The 15,597-nt window shown below is 68.6% G+C and carries 17 protein-coding genes; 4 read left to right on the top strand and 13 right to left on the bottom strand.

The genetic code is table 11. The features are described from left to right. Positions 1–23: 23 nt before the first annotated feature. On the bottom strand, positions 24–875 hold the full coding sequence (locus tag ABL312_RS12975; RefSeq protein ID WP_349357810.1) for a LysR substrate-binding domain-containing protein: 852 nt from the start codon (positions 873–875) through the stop codon (positions 24–26). A 117-nt stretch (positions 876–992) separates the two neighbouring features. Here ABL312_RS12975 and ABL312_RS12970 point away from each other — a divergent pair, with 117 nt between their 5' ends. Next, entirely contained in the window at positions 993–1,607 is a 615-nt protein-coding gene (locus ABL312_RS12970) for a LysE family translocator (protein ID WP_349357809.1), read from the top strand. 20 nt (positions 1,608–1,627) lie between these two features. Here the strand turns inward: ABL312_RS12970 and ABL312_RS12965 are convergent, their stop codons facing one another. From ABL312_RS12965 to ABL312_RS12955, 3 genes are read right to left on the bottom strand one after another with little or no spacing between them, the layout of a single operon-like run. Continuing rightward, the gene (locus tag ABL312_RS12965; protein ID WP_349357808.1) at positions 1,628–3,055 is read right to left on the bottom strand and encodes an ATP-binding protein; all 1,428 of its coding nucleotides are present in this window, start codon (positions 3,053–3,055) and stop codon (positions 1,628–1,630) included. Then, positions 3,046–3,810, bottom strand: coding sequence for a response regulator (locus ABL312_RS12960; protein WP_374730126.1), 765 nt, complete (start codon positions 3,808–3,810; stop codon positions 3,046–3,048). The genes ABL312_RS12965 and ABL312_RS12960 overlap by 10 nt, the downstream gene beginning before the upstream one ends. Before the next feature lie 10 nt (positions 3,811–3,820). Continuing rightward, complete coding sequence (locus tag ABL312_RS12955) at positions 3,821–4,333, bottom strand: MarR family transcriptional regulator (RefSeq protein ID WP_349357807.1); 513 nt, start codon at positions 4,331–4,333, stop codon at positions 3,821–3,823. A gap of 313 nt (positions 4,334–4,646) precedes the next feature. On the opposite strand from ABL312_RS12955, the gene ABL312_RS12950 reads away from it, so the two are divergent. Then, positions 4,647–5,549, top strand: a complete 903-nt coding sequence (locus ABL312_RS12950) for a branched-chain amino acid aminotransferase (RefSeq protein ID WP_349357806.1) — start codon at positions 4,647–4,649, stop codon at positions 5,547–5,549. A 140-nt stretch (positions 5,550–5,689) separates the two neighbouring features. Here ABL312_RS12950 and ABL312_RS12945 read toward each other — a convergent pair whose 3' ends face one another. From ABL312_RS12945 to pgsA, 4 genes are all read right to left on the bottom strand, one after another. Further along, positions 5,690–6,931 (bottom strand): multidrug effflux MFS transporter, encoded by a 1,242-nt coding sequence (locus tag ABL312_RS12945; protein ID WP_349357805.1) that lies wholly within the window; start codon positions 6,929–6,931, stop codon positions 5,690–5,692. A 170-nt stretch (positions 6,932–7,101) separates the two neighbouring features. Then, positions 7,102–7,593 carry a molybdenum cofactor biosynthesis protein MoaE gene (locus ABL312_RS12940; RefSeq protein ID WP_349357804.1) on the bottom strand — a complete coding sequence of 164 codons (492 nt, stop codon included), beginning with the start codon at positions 7,591–7,593 and terminating at the stop codon, positions 7,102–7,104. Between the two features lie 10 nt (positions 7,594–7,603). Continuing rightward, positions 7,604–7,855, bottom strand: a complete 252-nt coding sequence (moaD, locus tag ABL312_RS12935; protein WP_349357803.1) for a molybdopterin converting factor subunit 1 — start codon at positions 7,853–7,855, stop codon at positions 7,604–7,606. A gap of 30 nt (positions 7,856–7,885) precedes the next feature. Then, positions 7,886–8,458: a CDP-diacylglycerol--glycerol-3-phosphate 3-phosphatidyltransferase gene (pgsA, locus tag ABL312_RS12930; protein WP_349357802.1), complete on the bottom strand. Its 573-nt coding sequence runs from the start codon at positions 8,456–8,458 to the stop codon at positions 7,886–7,888. Between the two features lie 256 nt (positions 8,459–8,714). Between pgsA and ABL312_RS12925 the strand changes: the two genes are divergently transcribed. Continuing rightward, on the top strand, positions 8,715–9,434 hold the full coding sequence (locus tag ABL312_RS12925; protein WP_349357801.1) for a GNAT family protein: 720 nt from the start codon (positions 8,715–8,717) through the stop codon (positions 9,432–9,434). Between the two features lie 6 nt (positions 9,435–9,440). Here the strand turns inward: ABL312_RS12925 and ABL312_RS12920 are convergent, their stop codons facing one another. From ABL312_RS12920 to ABL312_RS12900, 5 genes are all read right to left on the bottom strand, one after another. Beyond that, the gene (locus tag ABL312_RS12920; RefSeq protein WP_349357800.1) at positions 9,441–9,737 is read right to left on the bottom strand and encodes an HlyU family transcriptional regulator; all 297 of its coding nucleotides are present in this window, start codon (positions 9,735–9,737) and stop codon (positions 9,441–9,443) included. 68 nt (positions 9,738–9,805) lie between these two features. Continuing rightward, positions 9,806–10,411, bottom strand: a complete 606-nt coding sequence (locus tag ABL312_RS12915) for a thymidine kinase (RefSeq protein WP_349357799.1) — start codon at positions 10,409–10,411, stop codon at positions 9,806–9,808. 115 nt (positions 10,412–10,526) lie between these two features. Then, positions 10,527–12,575 (bottom strand): excinuclease ABC subunit UvrC, encoded by a 2,049-nt coding sequence (gene uvrC, locus ABL312_RS12910; protein ID WP_349357798.1) that lies wholly within the window; start codon positions 12,573–12,575, stop codon positions 10,527–10,529. Further along, positions 12,572–13,369 carry an SDR family oxidoreductase gene (locus ABL312_RS12905; RefSeq protein ID WP_349357797.1) on the bottom strand — a complete coding sequence of 266 codons (798 nt, stop codon included), beginning with the start codon at positions 13,367–13,369 and terminating at the stop codon, positions 12,572–12,574. The genes uvrC and ABL312_RS12905 overlap by 4 nt, the downstream gene beginning before the upstream one ends. 121 nt (positions 13,370–13,490) lie before the next feature. Continuing rightward, positions 13,491–14,492, bottom strand: a complete 1,002-nt coding sequence (locus ABL312_RS12900) for a calcium/sodium antiporter (RefSeq protein ID WP_349357796.1) — start codon at positions 14,490–14,492, stop codon at positions 13,491–13,493. 394 nt (positions 14,493–14,886) lie between these two features. On the opposite strand from ABL312_RS12900, the gene ABL312_RS12895 reads away from it, so the two are divergent. Beyond that, the gene (locus tag ABL312_RS12895) at positions 14,887–15,555 is read left to right on the top strand and encodes an outer membrane protein (RefSeq protein ID WP_349357795.1); all 669 of its coding nucleotides are present in this window, start codon (positions 14,887–14,889) and stop codon (positions 15,553–15,555) included. The last annotated feature ends 42 nt before the right edge of the window (positions 15,556–15,597 follow it).

Here is a 15,597-nt window from a genome sequence, read left to right as displayed (position 1 = left end):
TTTGTGACGCACGGGGTCGCGCGTCAGGCGGCGCGTTTCAGCCATGCGATGAACCGACGCAGCGGCAAGCGAGGATCACCCCGCGTGACGATGTAATAGGCGAGGTGGCTCGCGGGATCGTCGAAGAGAATGGCGAGGCGACCCGTGTCGATGTCGCCTTGCACCAGCGCACGGGCCTGTAGGGAAAGCCCCTGTCCGGCGTGCAGGGCCGAGAGTACGAGGGAATTGGTCGGAAAGTGCCGGTGATGGGGCGCGTCGAAGTCGATACCGTGCGCCGCGCTCCATCGCCTGTGCTCCACGCGATCGCGCTCGAACAACCAGCACCGATCCGCGAGATCGGCGGCGGTGCGGGCCGGCGTGGCTCCGGCGACATCGGGCCGTGCGACGACCAGATAGTCGGCAGGGGCGAGCCGTGTGCAGGTAACGCCCGGCCACTCCCCTTCGCCGTAGCGAATTGCCATGTCGAACCGGTCCGCTCGCAGGTCGACGATTTTCAGACTGGGCACGAGTTCGAGATTGATTTCGGGATGGTGGGCCCAGAAATCCCCGAGACGCGGCATCAGCCAGGTTTCGGCGAAGGAGGGAGGAAGCGCGATCCGCAAGGGGCGCCGGTCCTCGTCGGCCGTGAGAGACGCGACCCCGGCCTTGAGCGTGTCGAATCCCTCCCGCGTCGTTTCGGCGAGGATCTCTCCGGCTTGCGTCAGGACAATACCGCGTCCGCTCCGCTCGACCAGTGGCTGTCCGATCTGGTTCTCAAGACGCCGAACGTGCTGCCGCAACGCCGCTTCGGTGACGTTCAGCACGGTCGCCGCGGCGGCGTAACTGCGTGCGCGGGCAACGCAGTCGAAGGCGCGCAGGGCGGCCAGCGAGGGCATTCGTGTCCACTCCATGCCGTAGTTTGGCTTTCACCGCGGAACTCCTTCAAGCGTGAATTGGCGCGCGTTCGCCCCTAGCGTTCTGGACACACGCGGTGTTGGCGAAGGGAGAACGTCATGGATGTCTACACGTGGATTGCCTTTGCCGGCGCGAGCCTCGCGCTGCTCGCGGTTCCTGGTCCGGTGGTCATGCTGCTGATCGGCTATACGCTCGGTCACGGCGGACGTGTGGCGGCCGCGGCCGTTCCCGGCGTGGTGCTGGGAGACTTCGTCGCCATGTCGGTGTCTCTCCTCGGCGCCGGAGCCGTCCTTGCCGCATCGGCGGAGATGTTCCTCGCGCTCAAGCTGGCGGGCGCGGCCTATCTGGTCTGGCTCGGGATCTCGACCTGGCGTGGGGCGGAGGGCGGCGTTTGCGTCGCGGCGCCCGACGGACGACACGGGTGGCGGGCGCTGCGCGACGCGTTCCTCGTCACGGCGTTCAACCCGAAGGACATCGTGTTCTTCGTGGCCTTTCTGCCGCAGTTCATCGCGCCCGACCGCCCTCTGGTGCCTCAGATCCTTCTGCTGGAGGCAACCTTCCTGACGCTTGTCGTGATCAGCAACGGGCTCTGGATCCTGCTTGCCACCTCGGTATCGCGCCAGCTTCGCAAGCCCACGCGGTTTCGCGCGGTCAACCGGATCGGCGCGAGCTGTCTTGTCGGAGCCGGCGCGATGACCGCGTTGAGCCGCTGACCCGGCCGACGCCGTTGGCGCTATACGGGAATGCGCACGCGGGCGCGCAGGCCGCCGAGGGCGGGGCTTTCGTCGAGCACGATGTCGCCGCCGTGGCCGCGCACCACGTCGCGGGCGATGGCCAGCCCCAGCCCGCTGCCGCCCGAATCCTGGTTGCGGGCGCTGTCGAGCCGGTGAAACGGACGGAAGACGCTTTCGCGCGCGTCTTCCGGAATGCCGGGCCCGTCGTCCTCGATGAGCACGGTCAGCCATCCCTCCTGGTGTTGGGCGTTGATGCGCACGCGATTGCCGAAGCGGGCGGCGTTGGTCACCAGATTGGTCAGCGCGCGCTTGAAGGCGATCGGTTTCAGCGTGACCATCGGCTCGCCGGCGTAGTGCGAGGTGACCTCGGCGTCGAGGATTTCCGCCTCCGCCTCCAGATCCTCGATGACCAGCGCCATGTCGGTCGGCTGCGCCTGCTCGTCGCCGTCGCCGCGGGCGAAGGCGAGATAGTCCTCCAGCATCGTCTTCATCTCGTCGACATCGTGCTGGAGCGCGCGCACCTCCTCGCTGTCCTCCAGAAGCGCGAGCTGAAGGCGGAAGCGGGTGAGGATCGTGCGCAGATCGTGACCGACCCCCGCGAGCATTGCCGTGCGCTGTTCGATCTGGCGCTCGATCCGCCGGCGCATCTCGATGAAGGCCTGCGCGGCCCGGCGCACCTCATGCGCGCCGCTCGGCCGGAAGTCGTCGATGGGCCGGCCCTTGCCGAAGCTCTCCGCGGCGGTCGCCAGCCGTTCCACGGGCCGCGTCTGGTTGCGCAGGAACAGCATGGCGATGAACACCAGCACCAGCGACGTGGAGACCATCCAGACGATGAAGATATGCGAGTTCGACGCATAGGTCTGGCTGCGCCGGGCGATGACGCGCAGCACGCGGGCGTCGAGCTGGATGCGGATCTCCACGAAGCTGGAGCGGCCGACCGTGTCGATCCAGAAGGGGCGGCCGATCTTCTGGCTGATCTGTTCCGACAGATAGAGGTCGAGGATCCCGAAGAAGGGCTTGGGGCGCGGCGGCGGAAGGGGATCGGGCGGCAGCACCGTCACGCTCAGGTCGAGCGAGTCGCGTGCCATGTCGGTGAAGGCGACATAGCCGTCCTCCTGGGGATAGGTCTCGAGCACGTCGACCAGAAAGGCGATCTCGCCGACGATCGCCTCGGACAGGCGCTGGGTCACGAGATCGTAGTGGCGTTCCATGAAGACGAAACCGAGGACGCCCTGCATCACGACGATGGGCGCGACGATGATCAGCAGCGTGCGGCTGAAGAGCCCCTTGGGGCTGCGCTTGTAGAGCGCCTTGGCCAGCGCGCGATAGGGCGTCGACAGGATGTCCAGCGCGCGCTCCAGCGGGGCGGCGATGACGGGGGGCGCCACGCGGCGCAGGGCGGCCTGCAGGCGGCGCGTCAGTCGCATACGAGGCGGTATCCGATCCCGCGCACCGTCTGCAGATAGAGCGGATTGCCCGGGTCGGCCTCGATCTTGCGCCGCAGCCGGTTGATCTGGACGTCGACGGTGCGCTCTCCGAGGCCGCTGCCGTCGCCGACGATCTCGGTGCGTGGAACAGTGTCGTTCGGCTTTTCGGCGAACAGGGCGAGGATTTCCTTTTCGCGGTCCGTCAGGCGCACGGGCGTGTCGCCGCGCTTGAGTTCGCGGCGGGCGGCGTCGAACACGAAGGGGCCAAAGCGGATATCGGCGGGCGGCGGCAGATCGGGCACGGTGCGCCGGCGCAGGATCGCCTGAATGCGCAAGAGCAGTTCGCGCGGTTCGAAGGGCTTGACCAGATAGTCGTCGGCGCCCGCCTCGAGCCCGGCGATGCGGTCGGCCGCGTCGGAGCGCGCCGTCAGCATCAGGATCGGAACGTCGGCGGAGCTGCGCAGGTCGGCGGCAAGCTCCAGCCCGCTCTCGCCCGGCATCATCACGTCGACGACCAGCAGATCGAAGTCGAGGCCGGCAAGCCGGCGCCGCGCCTGGGCCGCGTTGGCGGCGACGGTGATGCGGAAACCGGCTTCCGACAGGAAGCGCTTGAGCAGGGCGCGGATGCGGGCGTCGTCGTCGACCAGCAGCAGGTGCGGCGCGTCGTCCGCCGGCGTCGCGGCCTTCGGGCGGTCTTTCGGGCCGTCTGTCGTGCCAGGAGGGCGCGGGGCGCTGTCGGCGAGGGAGGCGGTCACGGGCGGCTCCTCAAGTGCGCTCGATCAGTCGCGCGACCTCCGCGCGCTGATCCGGATCGATCATGTTGAACAGGAAGTGTCGCGCCGCATCCCGGCTTTCCGGAGGCAGGGCGGCGAGGGCGGCCTGGATCCGCTTCGCCTGGAGCCGCATCAGCCGCAGCGCCAGCTCCTGGCCGCGCGGAGTGGCGAACAGCAACCGCTCGCGCCGGTCGGATGCGCCGGGCTCCTGGACGATGTATTGCTTCTCGACAAGCTGCTTGAGCACCCGCGCCAGGCTCTGTTTGGTGATCCGCAGGATGCCGAGCAGGTCGGAGACCCGCAGCCCCGGATTGCGGCTCACGAAATGCAGCACCCGATGGTGCGCGCGCCCGAAGCCGAATTCGGCAAGGGCCGCGTCCGGATCGGAGGTGAAATCGCGATAGGCGAAAAACAGCAGTTCGATCAGGTCGATCGGGACGTCGGAAGGCGCCGGGCGCGCCGCGGAGGACGCCGGTTCGGACGTCGAGAAATTTATGTCAGTCATATTGACTTAATTCCGACCGATTGTTACATGTAGGCTGTCTCTGGCGAAATGATCGTACGCCATCGTCTGGTATCCGTTCTGGATGTTGTCGAGCGATCGAGCAGAGCGCGTCCTTCCCGGTCACGGCATCGCGGCGGTTTCCTGCGATGGCCGGCGTGGTCAACGGCGCCGGCAGCATACAAACACTTCACGCCGCGCGCAAAGCCGGTCGGGAGCGGACGGACGGAACATCTGACACATCGGCGCGGGCTGATCGCGCCACACATTCGAAACGAGGGGACGATCCCCCAAGCAGGCCGCGGGAGACTGCACCATGGCGCATATGCCCTTTGACCAACTCCAAGGCGAAATCTGGTACGACGGCGCGTTCGTGCCCTGGGCGGACGCGAAGCTGCACGTGCTCAGTCATGGTCTGCACTACGCCAGCAGCGTGTTCGAGGGCGAACGCGCCTATGGCGGCGAGGTGTTCAAGCTGGAGGAGCACACCCAGCGTCTGCACGATTCGGCCAACATCCTCGGTTTCGAGATCCCCTACAGCGCCGAGACCATCAACGCGGCGACGCGCGAGCTGCTGTCGCGGATGAAACTCGTGGACGCCTATGTCCGCCCCGTCGCCTGGCGCGGCAGCGAGATGATGGGCGTGTCGGCGCAGTCGAACACGATCCATCTCGCGATCGCCGCCTGGGAATGGCCGAGCTACTTCGATCCGGAGCAGCGGCTGAAGGGCATCCGCCTCGACATGGCGCAGTATCGCCGCCCCGATCCCGCGACGGCGCCTTGCCGCTCCAAGGCGGCGGGTCTCTACATGATCTGCACGCTGTCGAAGCACGAGGCGGAGCGCAAGGGCTACGCCGATGCGCTGATGCTCGACTGGCGCGGCCAGATCGCGGAGGCCACCGGCGCCAATGTGTTCTTCATCAAGGACGGCAAGATCCACACGCCGACGCCGGATTGCTTCCTCGACGGGATCACCCGGCGCACGGTGATCGATCTCGCCAAGCGGCGCGGCTTCGAGGTGATCGAACGCGCGATCCAGCCGGAGGAGATGGAGGGCTTCGAGGCCTGCTTCCTGACCGGCACAGCGGCCGAAGTGACGCCGGTCTCCGAGATCGGGCCGTATCGCTTCGAGGTCGACGCGATCACGCGCACGCTGATGGACGACTACCACCTGGAGGTTCTTCCCGAAGCGCAGCGCAAGGTGGCGGCGGCCGGCTGACGGTCCCCCTACGCCCCGCAGAAGCACCGGCAGGCGGCGAGCGGCCTGCCGACGATATCGAAGAAGGCCCGCGCGGATGCAACCGCGCGGGCCTTTTGTCTTGCCGGTGCGGTGAGGGTCGGGTGTCGCGGCGTGACCGATCAGCCCGGCGCGGCGGAAAAGCGGAACAGCCGCCCGCCTTCCGTGATCGCCACGATGGCAAGCGCGGTCAGCGCCAGCACGGCGAAGCCGATGGCGATCGGCAGGACCGTGCCGTCGTAGGTCTGCGCCACGACGAAACCGATCACCGCGCCGCCCGCGGTGGTGATGAAGCCAAGCATCGACGAGGCCGTTCCGGCGATATCGCCGAGCGGTTCCAGCGCCAGCGCATTGAAGCTCGGGCCGACGAAGCCGAAGCTGAACATCATGGCCGCCGTCAGGGCGGTGAACAGCACCACGCTCTGCGGGGCCAGCAGCGCGGCCAGCACCTGCAGGGCGCCGATGACGACGAAGGCGATCAGCGCGCCATGCGACAGCCGGCGCAGGCCGAAGCGCGCGAGCAGCCGGGCGTTCAGGTAGGAGGCGACGGCGAGCGAGGCCCCCGAGATCGCCAGCACGACCGGGAAGGCGGGGCCGAGATCGAAGGTCTCGGTGAAGATCTGCTGGGCGGCGGCGACGAAGGCGAAGAGCACGCCGATGATGACGCCGGTCGCGCACATGTAGCCGATGGCGATCCGGGTGGTCAGCGTGCGGCGGTAGGCCGCGAGCAGCGCGCCGGGGGCGAACGGGCGCCGCGCCGCGGGCGGCAGGGTTTCGCCGAGCCGCAGCGCGCTCCAGACCAGCATGACGAGCCCACCGAGCGTCAGCAGCAGGAACACCGCGCGCCAGGAGGCGACGAAGAGCACGAGCTGCCCGATCGAGGGCGCGATGATGGGCACCGTCATGAACACCATCATGGTCAGCGACAGGATGCGGCCCATGCGTTCGCCGGCGTAGCAATCGCGCACGATGGAGATGGCGACGACACGCGGCGCGGCGCAGCCGATGCCCTGCAGCAGGCGGGCCAGCAGCAGCTGGTCCATGGTGGTCGCCATTACGCTCACCACGCCGGCGGCGGCGTAGAGCGCCAGTCCGCCGAGCAGCACCGGGCGCCGGCCGTAGCGGTCCGACAGCGGGCCGTAGATCAGTTGCGCGGCGCCGAAGCCGAACAGATAGACCAGGACGACCTTCTGCCGGTCGTTGTCGTCGGGCACGTTCAGCGCGGCGCCGATGTCGCCGAGCGCCGGCAGCATGATGTCGATGGCAAAGGCGTTGAGCGCCATCAGCGCCCCGATCAGGGCGACGAATTCGACCGGTCCCAGCCGGTGCAGGCGTTCTGGAGCGGAGGACGTGTCGGAAGTCATGCGCGTCCCCCTTGAAATGATGTGCCTGAAAAGGAGCGGATAAACCTGAAGTCGCAATCCCCCGCACACTTCCCGTGTTCGCGGGAAAGGTCAAGTCGCGGCGCCGGGATGCCTCATGCGGGCCAATCGCGCACGGGGAGGCGGTGCGGGAGCGCGGCCGACGCCGGCGTTCAGGAGCGCGCCCAGCGGTCCGCGTCCGCGGTGTCGCTGTCGCGCGCATCGACCCAGGCGCCGGCCGTGCCGTCGTTCAGGTGTTCCTTCTTCCAGAAGGGGGCGCGGGTTTTGAGATAGTCCATGAGGAATTCCGCCGCCTCGAAGGCCGCGCGGCGGTGGCGCGAGGCGGCCACGACGAGCACGATGTTGCCGCCCGGTGCGATGCGGCCGTAGCGGTGGATCGCGGTCAGGCCGGTGATCGGCCAGCGCGCGCAGGCGTTTTCGGCGATGCGGCGGATCTCCGCCTCCGCCATGCCCGGGTAGTGTTCGAGTTCGAGCGCGGCCAGCCGGCCGTCCTCGTCGCGGCACAGGCCGGTGAAGGTGACCACCGCGCCGACGTTGCGCGCGCCGTCGGCGGCCGAAAGCCGGGCGATTTCGTGGGCGACGTCGAAATCCTCGGCCTGGATGCGGACGGTCACCGGGGGCGCGATGTCGGTCGAGGCGTCCATGCGCGCGCCCTCAGCCGCCGGTCATCGGCGGAAAGAAGGCGATCTCGCGCGCGCGGCCAAGCGGCGCGTCCTGCTCGACATGTTCCTGGTCGAGCGCCACGCGGATCGCATCCTTGTTGGCAAAGGCGGCGGCATGCGCGTCGTCGCGCGCCGACAGCCAGTCGATCAGGCCGGAAACGGTCGTGACATTGTCCGGCACCTCGATGGTTTCGGAGTCCTGCCCGACGCGTTCGCGCACCCAGGCGAAATAGCGAACCTGCATTGTCGCGGTCCCTCCCGTGTCTCGCGCGCACTATTCGGTGATCAGATGGCCGATCCCGGCGCGGAAATAGTCGTATCCGGTATATAGCGTCAGCACGGCGGCGATCCACAAGGCGGAGAGGCCGGCAAGCTGCGTGCCCGGCAGCACCGCCTCGCCGGCCGGGCCGGCCAGCAGCAGAGCGATGGCGACGAGTTGCACCGTCGTCTTCCACTTGGCGAGCCGGGTCACGGGCACGCTGACCCGGAGATCGGCCAGAAACTCGCGCAGGCCCGAGACGAGGATCTCCCGGCACAGGATGATCGCGGCGGCGATCATTGACCAGCCGCCGATATCGCCGGCGCCGACCAGCAGCAGCAGGCACACGGCCACCAGCAGCTTGTCGGCGATCGGGTCGAGCATCTGCCCGAGGCGCGACTGCTGCTGCCAGGCGCGGGCCAGATAGCCGTCGAAGAAATCGGTGATGGCGGCGATCACGAAAATGCCGAGTGCCACCCAACGTGCCGTATTGCCGGGAAAGTAGAAACAGGCCATGACCCCGGGAACCGCCAGAATGCGCCCGTAGGTCAGGATGTTGGGGAGGCTCCAGACATGGGATCGCGACATGGAGACGTGGACTTGCCTTTTTTCGGGAAAGCGCGAGCGAACCGCCGATCCTTCAACCACGTGTGCCGGGAAAGGTCAATCGGCGAGGGCGGGACCGGCGCGCGGCGGTGGCTCTGCGATCCGGATGTGCGGTGGCTCTTCCGCAGCCGCGCGCGCTTCGCTACAGACGGGACATGCCCGGGGCGGATGCCGCCCGCGTCCCGCCCGAGCCCTGAAAAACGGAACCTGAAAAACGGAACCTGAAAAAGGAGCCGCCGTGACCGCCCGCGAGAATGCCCTTGGACAGCCGATCGGCGCGCCGGTCCCCGACTGGACGCCGCGCGCCGCGCCGCCCCGCGCCATGATGCAGGGCCGCAGCTGCCGGCTGGAGCCCTTCGACCCGGCCCGCCACGCGGCCCCGCTCTTCGACGCCTATGCGCAGGACCGGGCGGGAAGGATCTGGACCTATCTGCCCTATGGGCCCTTCGACAGCGCCGGGGCCTTCGCCCGCTTCGCCGACGACACGCTTTGCGGCGACGACCCGCTGTTTCATGTCGTGGTGGAGACGGAGACGCAGCGCCCGCTCGGCGTCGCCAGCTTCCTGCGCATCGACCGCGCCAACGGCGTGATCGAGGTCGGGCACATCAATTTCGCGCCGGCCCTGCAGCGCACGGTCGCGGCCACCGAGGCCATGTATCTGATGATGGTCCGGGTCTTCGACGAACTCGGCTATCGCCGCTACGAATGGAAGTGCGACGCGCTCAACGCGCCCTCGCGCAGGGCGGCGGAGCGGCTCAGCTTCGTCTATGAAGGCACCTTCCGCCAGGCCACGGTCTACAAGGGCCGCAACCGCGACACCGCGTGGTTCGCGATCACCGACGCGGAGTGGCCGGCGGTGAAACGCGCCTTCGAGGCCTGGCTCGATCCGGCGAATTTCGATGGCGACGGGCGCCAGCGGCTCGGGCTTGCGGAGATCCGGGCCCGGATGGCGGGGTAAGCGGGCTCAGCCGAACAGGCGCTCGCCCTGTTCGTCGATGACCTGCTTGGCCTTGCGGATGCAGAATTCCACCGCCATGTCCTCGCCCGGCATCACGTCGGCGCGGATGAGACGGTGCTCGCGCGGATTGCCATCGTCGTCCGGTTTGGAGATTGTGCCGGCGATCTGCCACTGGCCGTCGCGGGCCACCGGGGCGGGGGTGATGGTGAAGCCCTTGTAGTCGACGCTGGCATGCGTCGCGCCGCCGCCGGCGTCGTCCTTCCCGCCACCGAACAATCCGCCGAAGATCCTGCCAAGCACCATGGGTCCGCTTCCGTCGATTGGTCGTTCAGATTACAGCGCGGCGTCGCCGCCGCGCGCCCGTCCGGGGCCTATTCGGCGGCCTCCGCGAGGGCGCGCGTGCCGAGCTCGCGCCGCGTCCAGTGCCGCCGGCACAGGGAAACATAGCGATCCTCGCCGCCGATCACCACCTGCTCGCCGTCCTCCACGATCGCGCCCGACGCGTCGAGCCGCGCGACCATCGTCGCCTTGCGTCCGCACCAGCAGATCGTCTTGACCTCCTTGAGCGTGTCGGCGAGCGCGAGCAAGGCCGCGCTTCCGGGAAACAGCTTTCCCTGAAAGTCCGTCCGCAGACCGTAGCACATCACCGGGATGTCGTGGTCGTCGGCGATCCTCGCGAGCTGCCAGACCTGAGGCTCGGTGAGGAATTGCGCCTCGTCGACGAAGACGCAGTCGACGGCCTCCCGCTTGAGCCGGCCGGCGACATGGGTCGCGAGATCGGTGTCGGCGTCGAAGGTGTCGGCCTCGCGCGCCAGACCGATGCGCGAGGCGATGCGGCCCTTGCCGGCCCGCTCGTCGATGGCGGCCGTGAGCACCAGCGTGCGCATGCCGCGTTCGCGGTAATTGTAGTCCGCCTGCAGCAGGATCGTGGACTTGCCGGCATTCATCGAGGAGTAGGTGAAGTAGAGCTTGGCCATCGCATCGGACCCGGTTGGACGAAACCGCGTCAGTCTTGCCGGATTCGCCCGCGCCGTTGGGCCGTCACCGCCGTTTTGCACAGCTATTGCGCCGGACCCTGGGCCGGCGGCCGGCTCATTCGTGGAAGTGGTCGTAGATCGTGCGGGCGACCGCCTCGGAGATGCCCTCCACGGCCATCAGGTCGTCCATGCCGGCCTTGGACACCGCCTTGGCGGTGCCGAAATGGCGCAGCAGCGCGCGCTTGCGGCTCGGTCCGATGCCGGCGATTTCGTCCAGCGGGCTCCTGGTGATGTCCTTCTTGCGGCGCGCGCGGTGGGAGCCGATGGCGAAGCGGTGCGCCTCGTCGCGCAGCCGCTGCACGAAATAGAGCACCGGATCGCGTTCGGGCAGCATGAAGGACGCCCTGCCGGGCATGAAGAATTTTTCGCGGCCCGCGTCGCGGTCGGGCCCCTTGGCGATGCCGACGAGCGGCACGTCGTCCAGCCCCAGCGCGGCCAGCGTCTCGCGCGCGGCCGTCAGCTGGCCCTGGCCGCCGTCGATCAGCACGAGATCGGGCCAGGGGGGCAGCACGGTCGGATCGCGGGCCTCGCTCGCGGCGCCTTCGGCCGCCGCATCGTCGGGCGCCGCCGTGTCCGGGTCTCCCGGCGCCGGCGTCGCGGCGGCGAACGTCGGGCGGGCGTCGCCATGTTCCTTCAGGAGCCGCGAGAACCGCCGGGTCAGCACCTCGCGCATCATGCCGTAGTCGTCGCCGGGGACCAGATCCTCCGACTTGATGTTGAACTTGCGGTAGTGCGCCTTGGCGAAGCCCTCGAGACCGGCGACGATCATGCCGCCGACGGCATTCGTCCCCATGATGTGGGAGTTGTCATAGACCTCGATCCGCCGCGGCGCGGCGGGGAGATCGAAGACCTCGGCCACGCCCTTGAGCAGGCGCGCCTGGCTGCTGGTCTCCGCAAGGCGGCGCCCCAGCGCCTCGCGGGCGTTGGTCGCCGCGTGCTCGACCAGCTCGCGCTTCTCGCCGCGCCGGGGGATCGCCACCTCGACCTTGTGGCCGGCGCGTTCGCTGAGGGCGGCGGCGAGCAGCTCGCGCTCGGCGATGTCATGCGACAGCAGCAGCAGCCGGGGCGCCGGCTTGTCGTCGTAGAACTGGGCGAGGAAGCTCTCCAGCACCTCCGCCTCGCCGAGCGACTTGTCGGCGCGCGGAAACTGCGCGTAATTGCCCCAGTTCTGGCCGGTTCTGAAGAAGAACACCTGGATGCAGGTCTGCCCGCCCTCCTGATGGACGGCGAAGACGTCGGCCTCCTCCACCGTCTGCGGATTGATGCCCTGATGCGACTGGACGTGCGACAGAGCCGCGAGCCGGTCGCGATAGACGGCGGCGCGCTCGAAGTCGAGCGCCTCGGACGCCTGTTCCATCTGTTGGGCCAGTTCCTTCTTCACCATCTGGCTGCGCCCGGACAGGAAGGCCTTCGCCTCCGCGACGAGGCCGGCGTAATCCTCCGGCGAGATCTCGCCGGTGCAGGGGCCGGCGCAGCGCTTGATCTGGTAGAGCAGGCAGGGGCGGGAGCGGTTGGCGTAATAGCTGTCGGTGCAATTGCGCACAAGAAACGCCTTCTGCAGGGCGTTGATCGTGCGGTTCACGGCGCCGGCCGAGGCAAAGGGGCCGAAGTAGCTGCCCTTGCGCCGGCGCGCGCCGCGATGCTTGACCAGCGCCGGCGCCTCGTGATCGCCGGTGACCAGAATGTAGGGAAACGACTTGTCGTCGCGCAGCAGCACGTTGAAGCGCGGGCGCAGGCGCTTGATCAGGTTCGCCTCGAGCAGCAGCGCCTCGGTTTCCGTGCGCGTCGTCACGAATTCCATCGAGGCGGTCGCCAGGATCATGCGCAGGATGCGGTTCGACTGGCCCTGCAGGCGGGTGTAGCTCGTCACCCGCTTCTTCAGCGAGCGTGCCTTGCCGACGTAGAGAACCTCGCCGTCGCCGTCGAGCATGCGGTAGACGCCGGGTCCGAGCGGCAGCCGGCGCACGAAATGGGCGATCACGTCGACGCCGCGCGCCTCCGGTCCGAGCGGCGTCGGCGCCGTCTCGAAGGCAGGGTCGGGGCTGTGCGCGGGCGGCTCGTCGCTGGCCTGCTCCGGGCGGTCGGTCGGCTGTCTGGCGGTCATTCCGCGATGCCTACGACGTCCGGCGTCTCCCATGCAAGATGCTGGCCGCCGTCGAGCGCGATCATCTGGCCCGTGATCGAGGGCGTGTCCCACAGAAATCGCACGGTGCGGGGAAATTCCGCCAGTCCGGGTCCGCGCCCGAGCGGCACCCGCGCGGCCTGCTTCTCGAAGTCCTCGGGCTGCTGGCGGGTGTTGGCGAGCGTCGGGCCGGGGCCGATGGCGTTGACGCGGATGCGCGGGGCGAGTGCCTGCGCCATCGTCCGCGTCGCGGTCCACAGCGCGGCCTTGGACAGCGTGTAGGAGAAGAACTGCGGCGTCAGCTTCCACACCCGTTGATCGATGACGTTGACGATCAGCCCGGTGTCGCCGTCGGGCAGGCGGGCCGCCATCTCCTGGGCCAGGAAGGCGGGCGCCCGCGTATGGATCGCGTAATGCGCGTCGAAGAGCGCCGGCGTCAGCGTGCCGATCTCGTCCTTCTCGAAGATGGAGGCGGAATTGACCAGCAGCCGGACGGGGCCGAGCGCGTCCGCCGCCTCCGCCATCAGGCGGGCGGGGCGGTCCGGGTCGGTCAGGTCGCCGGCGACCACGGCGGCCGTGCCGCCTTGGGCCTCGATCTCGCGTGCCAGCGCCTCGGCTTCCGCGCGCGCGGTGTTGACGTGAAGCGCCACGGCGAAGCCGTCGGCGGCAAGTCCTTCCGCGATGGCGCGGCCGATGCGTTTTCCCGCGCCGGTGACGAGCGCGACGGGACGGGACGACGACGGGGGGACCACGGCGGAGGCTGAGGGGGCTGACATGGCGGCTCTTCTGGATGAGGGCGGGGCGAGGTCGGCGGGAGACGGAGGCGACCTCACCGGATCGCCCGCAGACCGGGGCGGTGACCCGAATACGTTGCCCGCCGCCGGTCCGATCAGCCGATCAGCCGACCTGGCCGACCTGGAACACCACGAAGATGTAGAGCCCGTAGAGCGCGGTCATGACGAAACCGGAGGGGCGGCGGATCGTGACGTGAAGAGCCGCGAAGGCCAGCACCAGCAGCGCGCTCGCCAGCATCACCCAGAGATCGATCTTCAGCACCTCCGCCGGGATGGCGATCGGCACGACAACGGCGGTGATGCCGATGATGGCGAGCAGGTTGAAGACGTTCGATCCGATCACATTGCCGAGCGCGACGGCCGTATGACCGCGAATGGCGGCCATCAGCGAGGTGACGAGTTCCGGCAGCGAGGTGCCCAGCGCGACGACCGTCAGGCCGATCACCGCATCCGACACGCCCCAGGTGCGCGCCAGCGCCGAGGCGCCCTCGATGGTGAAATGCGCGCCGAGCGGCAGGCCGATCAGCCCCAGCAAGATGAACAGGATGGCGAGCGCCGGACTTTCCGGCACGCCGTCGACCTCCTCGAAGGGCGCGCCGTCGTCGTCGTCCGCATCGCCGGCGGCGGTCGCGGTGCCCTTGCCGTTTTCGGCGCGGTGGGTGCGGGTGGCGCGCACCGATTCCCAGAAGAACACCATCAGCAGCAGCAGAAGGACCGCGCCGTCCAGCCGCGAGATCGGGCTGTGGAAGCACATGCCGATGAAGACGAGGGTGATCACCACCATGAAGATGGAGTTGCGGGTCGCGCCCTTTTCCTTGCAGGAGGTGGCCGCGATCAGCGCCGGCATGCCGAGCACCAGAAGCACGTTGGCGATGTTGGAGCCGACCACATTGCCGATGGCGATGCCCGGCAGGCCGTCCAGCGCGGCGCCGAGCGAGATCACCAGTTCCGGCGCGCTGGTGCCGAAGGCGACGATGGTCAGGCCGATCACCAGGGTCGGGATGCCGAGCTTCTCGGCGATGCTGACCGCGCCGCGCACCAGCACGTCGCCGGCGACGATCAGCACCACAAGCCCGCCGATGAGGCTGACGTAGTCGATTAGCATGGAGTGGCGATCGGCATGGAGCGGTGGGTCCGGCCCTGTTCTGGATCGAGGTGGCGGCAACGGCAACGACGCTTCGGCGCGCCCGTGAGCGCGTTCGATCGCGCGCGAACGCCGGCCGGCGGGAAGCACCGCCCGTATATATGCATTCGCCCGCCCATGAAAACCCCAATCGCCGGACGGGCCATGAGCGCAAAGGGCGGCGGGGGCAGGGCGCGACGCGGCGAGGGCGGTAAACGCTTCGCTTACCCTGTCATCAAAAAATCACCGGCTGCCGCTGGAAGGCCGCATTTCCTGACAGCGCCTGCCACATTCGCTTCCCATATGGAGAGGTGTTGGGGGGCGCGGTCCGGTCGGTCCGGCCGCGACAACCGAAAAATCTGTTTGGAGTGTGCACATGACGCGTTCAGCTGTCGCCGCCTTGACCATCGCCGCCGCGCTCGGCGCCGGCCCGGCGCTTGCGGCCGATCTTCCGCAGCCGAGCGAGCCCATGCCCTACGCCGATCCCGTTCCGGCCGAGCGGTTCGACTGGTCGGGCTTCTACTTCGGCGGTCACGCCGGGTGGACCTGGTCCGATTCCGAGACCCGCAACGGCGTGACGGGGCGTTTCACCAATCGCGACAATGGCGTCAGCGGCGGCGTGCATGCCGGTTACAACCACATGCTGACGCCGAACTTCCTGCTTGGTGCGGAGGCGGACTTCACCTTCTCCGACATCGACGAGACGCGCACGGTCGCGGGCGTGAGCTATCGCACGTCGAGCGACTGGAACAGCACGATCCGGGGCCGCGCCGGCTGGGTCTTCGACCGCTTCATGGTGTTCGGCACCGGCGGTCTGGCGATCGGCGATCTCGGCGTGTCCGCCAATGGCGTGTCCGACAGCGCGACGCGGGTCGGCTGGACGGCCGGCGCGGGCATGGAAGCGCTGGTGACCGAAAACGTCACCGCGCGCGTGGAATACCAGTATCAGGACTATGGCTCCGAGACCTTCACGCTCGGCGCGCAGTCCTACAAGACGGATCTGACGAACAATCAGGTGCGCTTCGGTCTGAGCTACAAGTTCTGACCCGACCGCGCGACTAACCGACGACGACAGGCGGGGGCCGGG

Source organism: Stappia sp. (genome assembly GCF_040110915.1).
Classification (GTDB): domain Bacteria; phylum Pseudomonadota; class Alphaproteobacteria; order Rhizobiales; family Stappiaceae; genus Stappia.
This window is presented reverse-complemented; position numbering and strand designations above follow the sequence as displayed.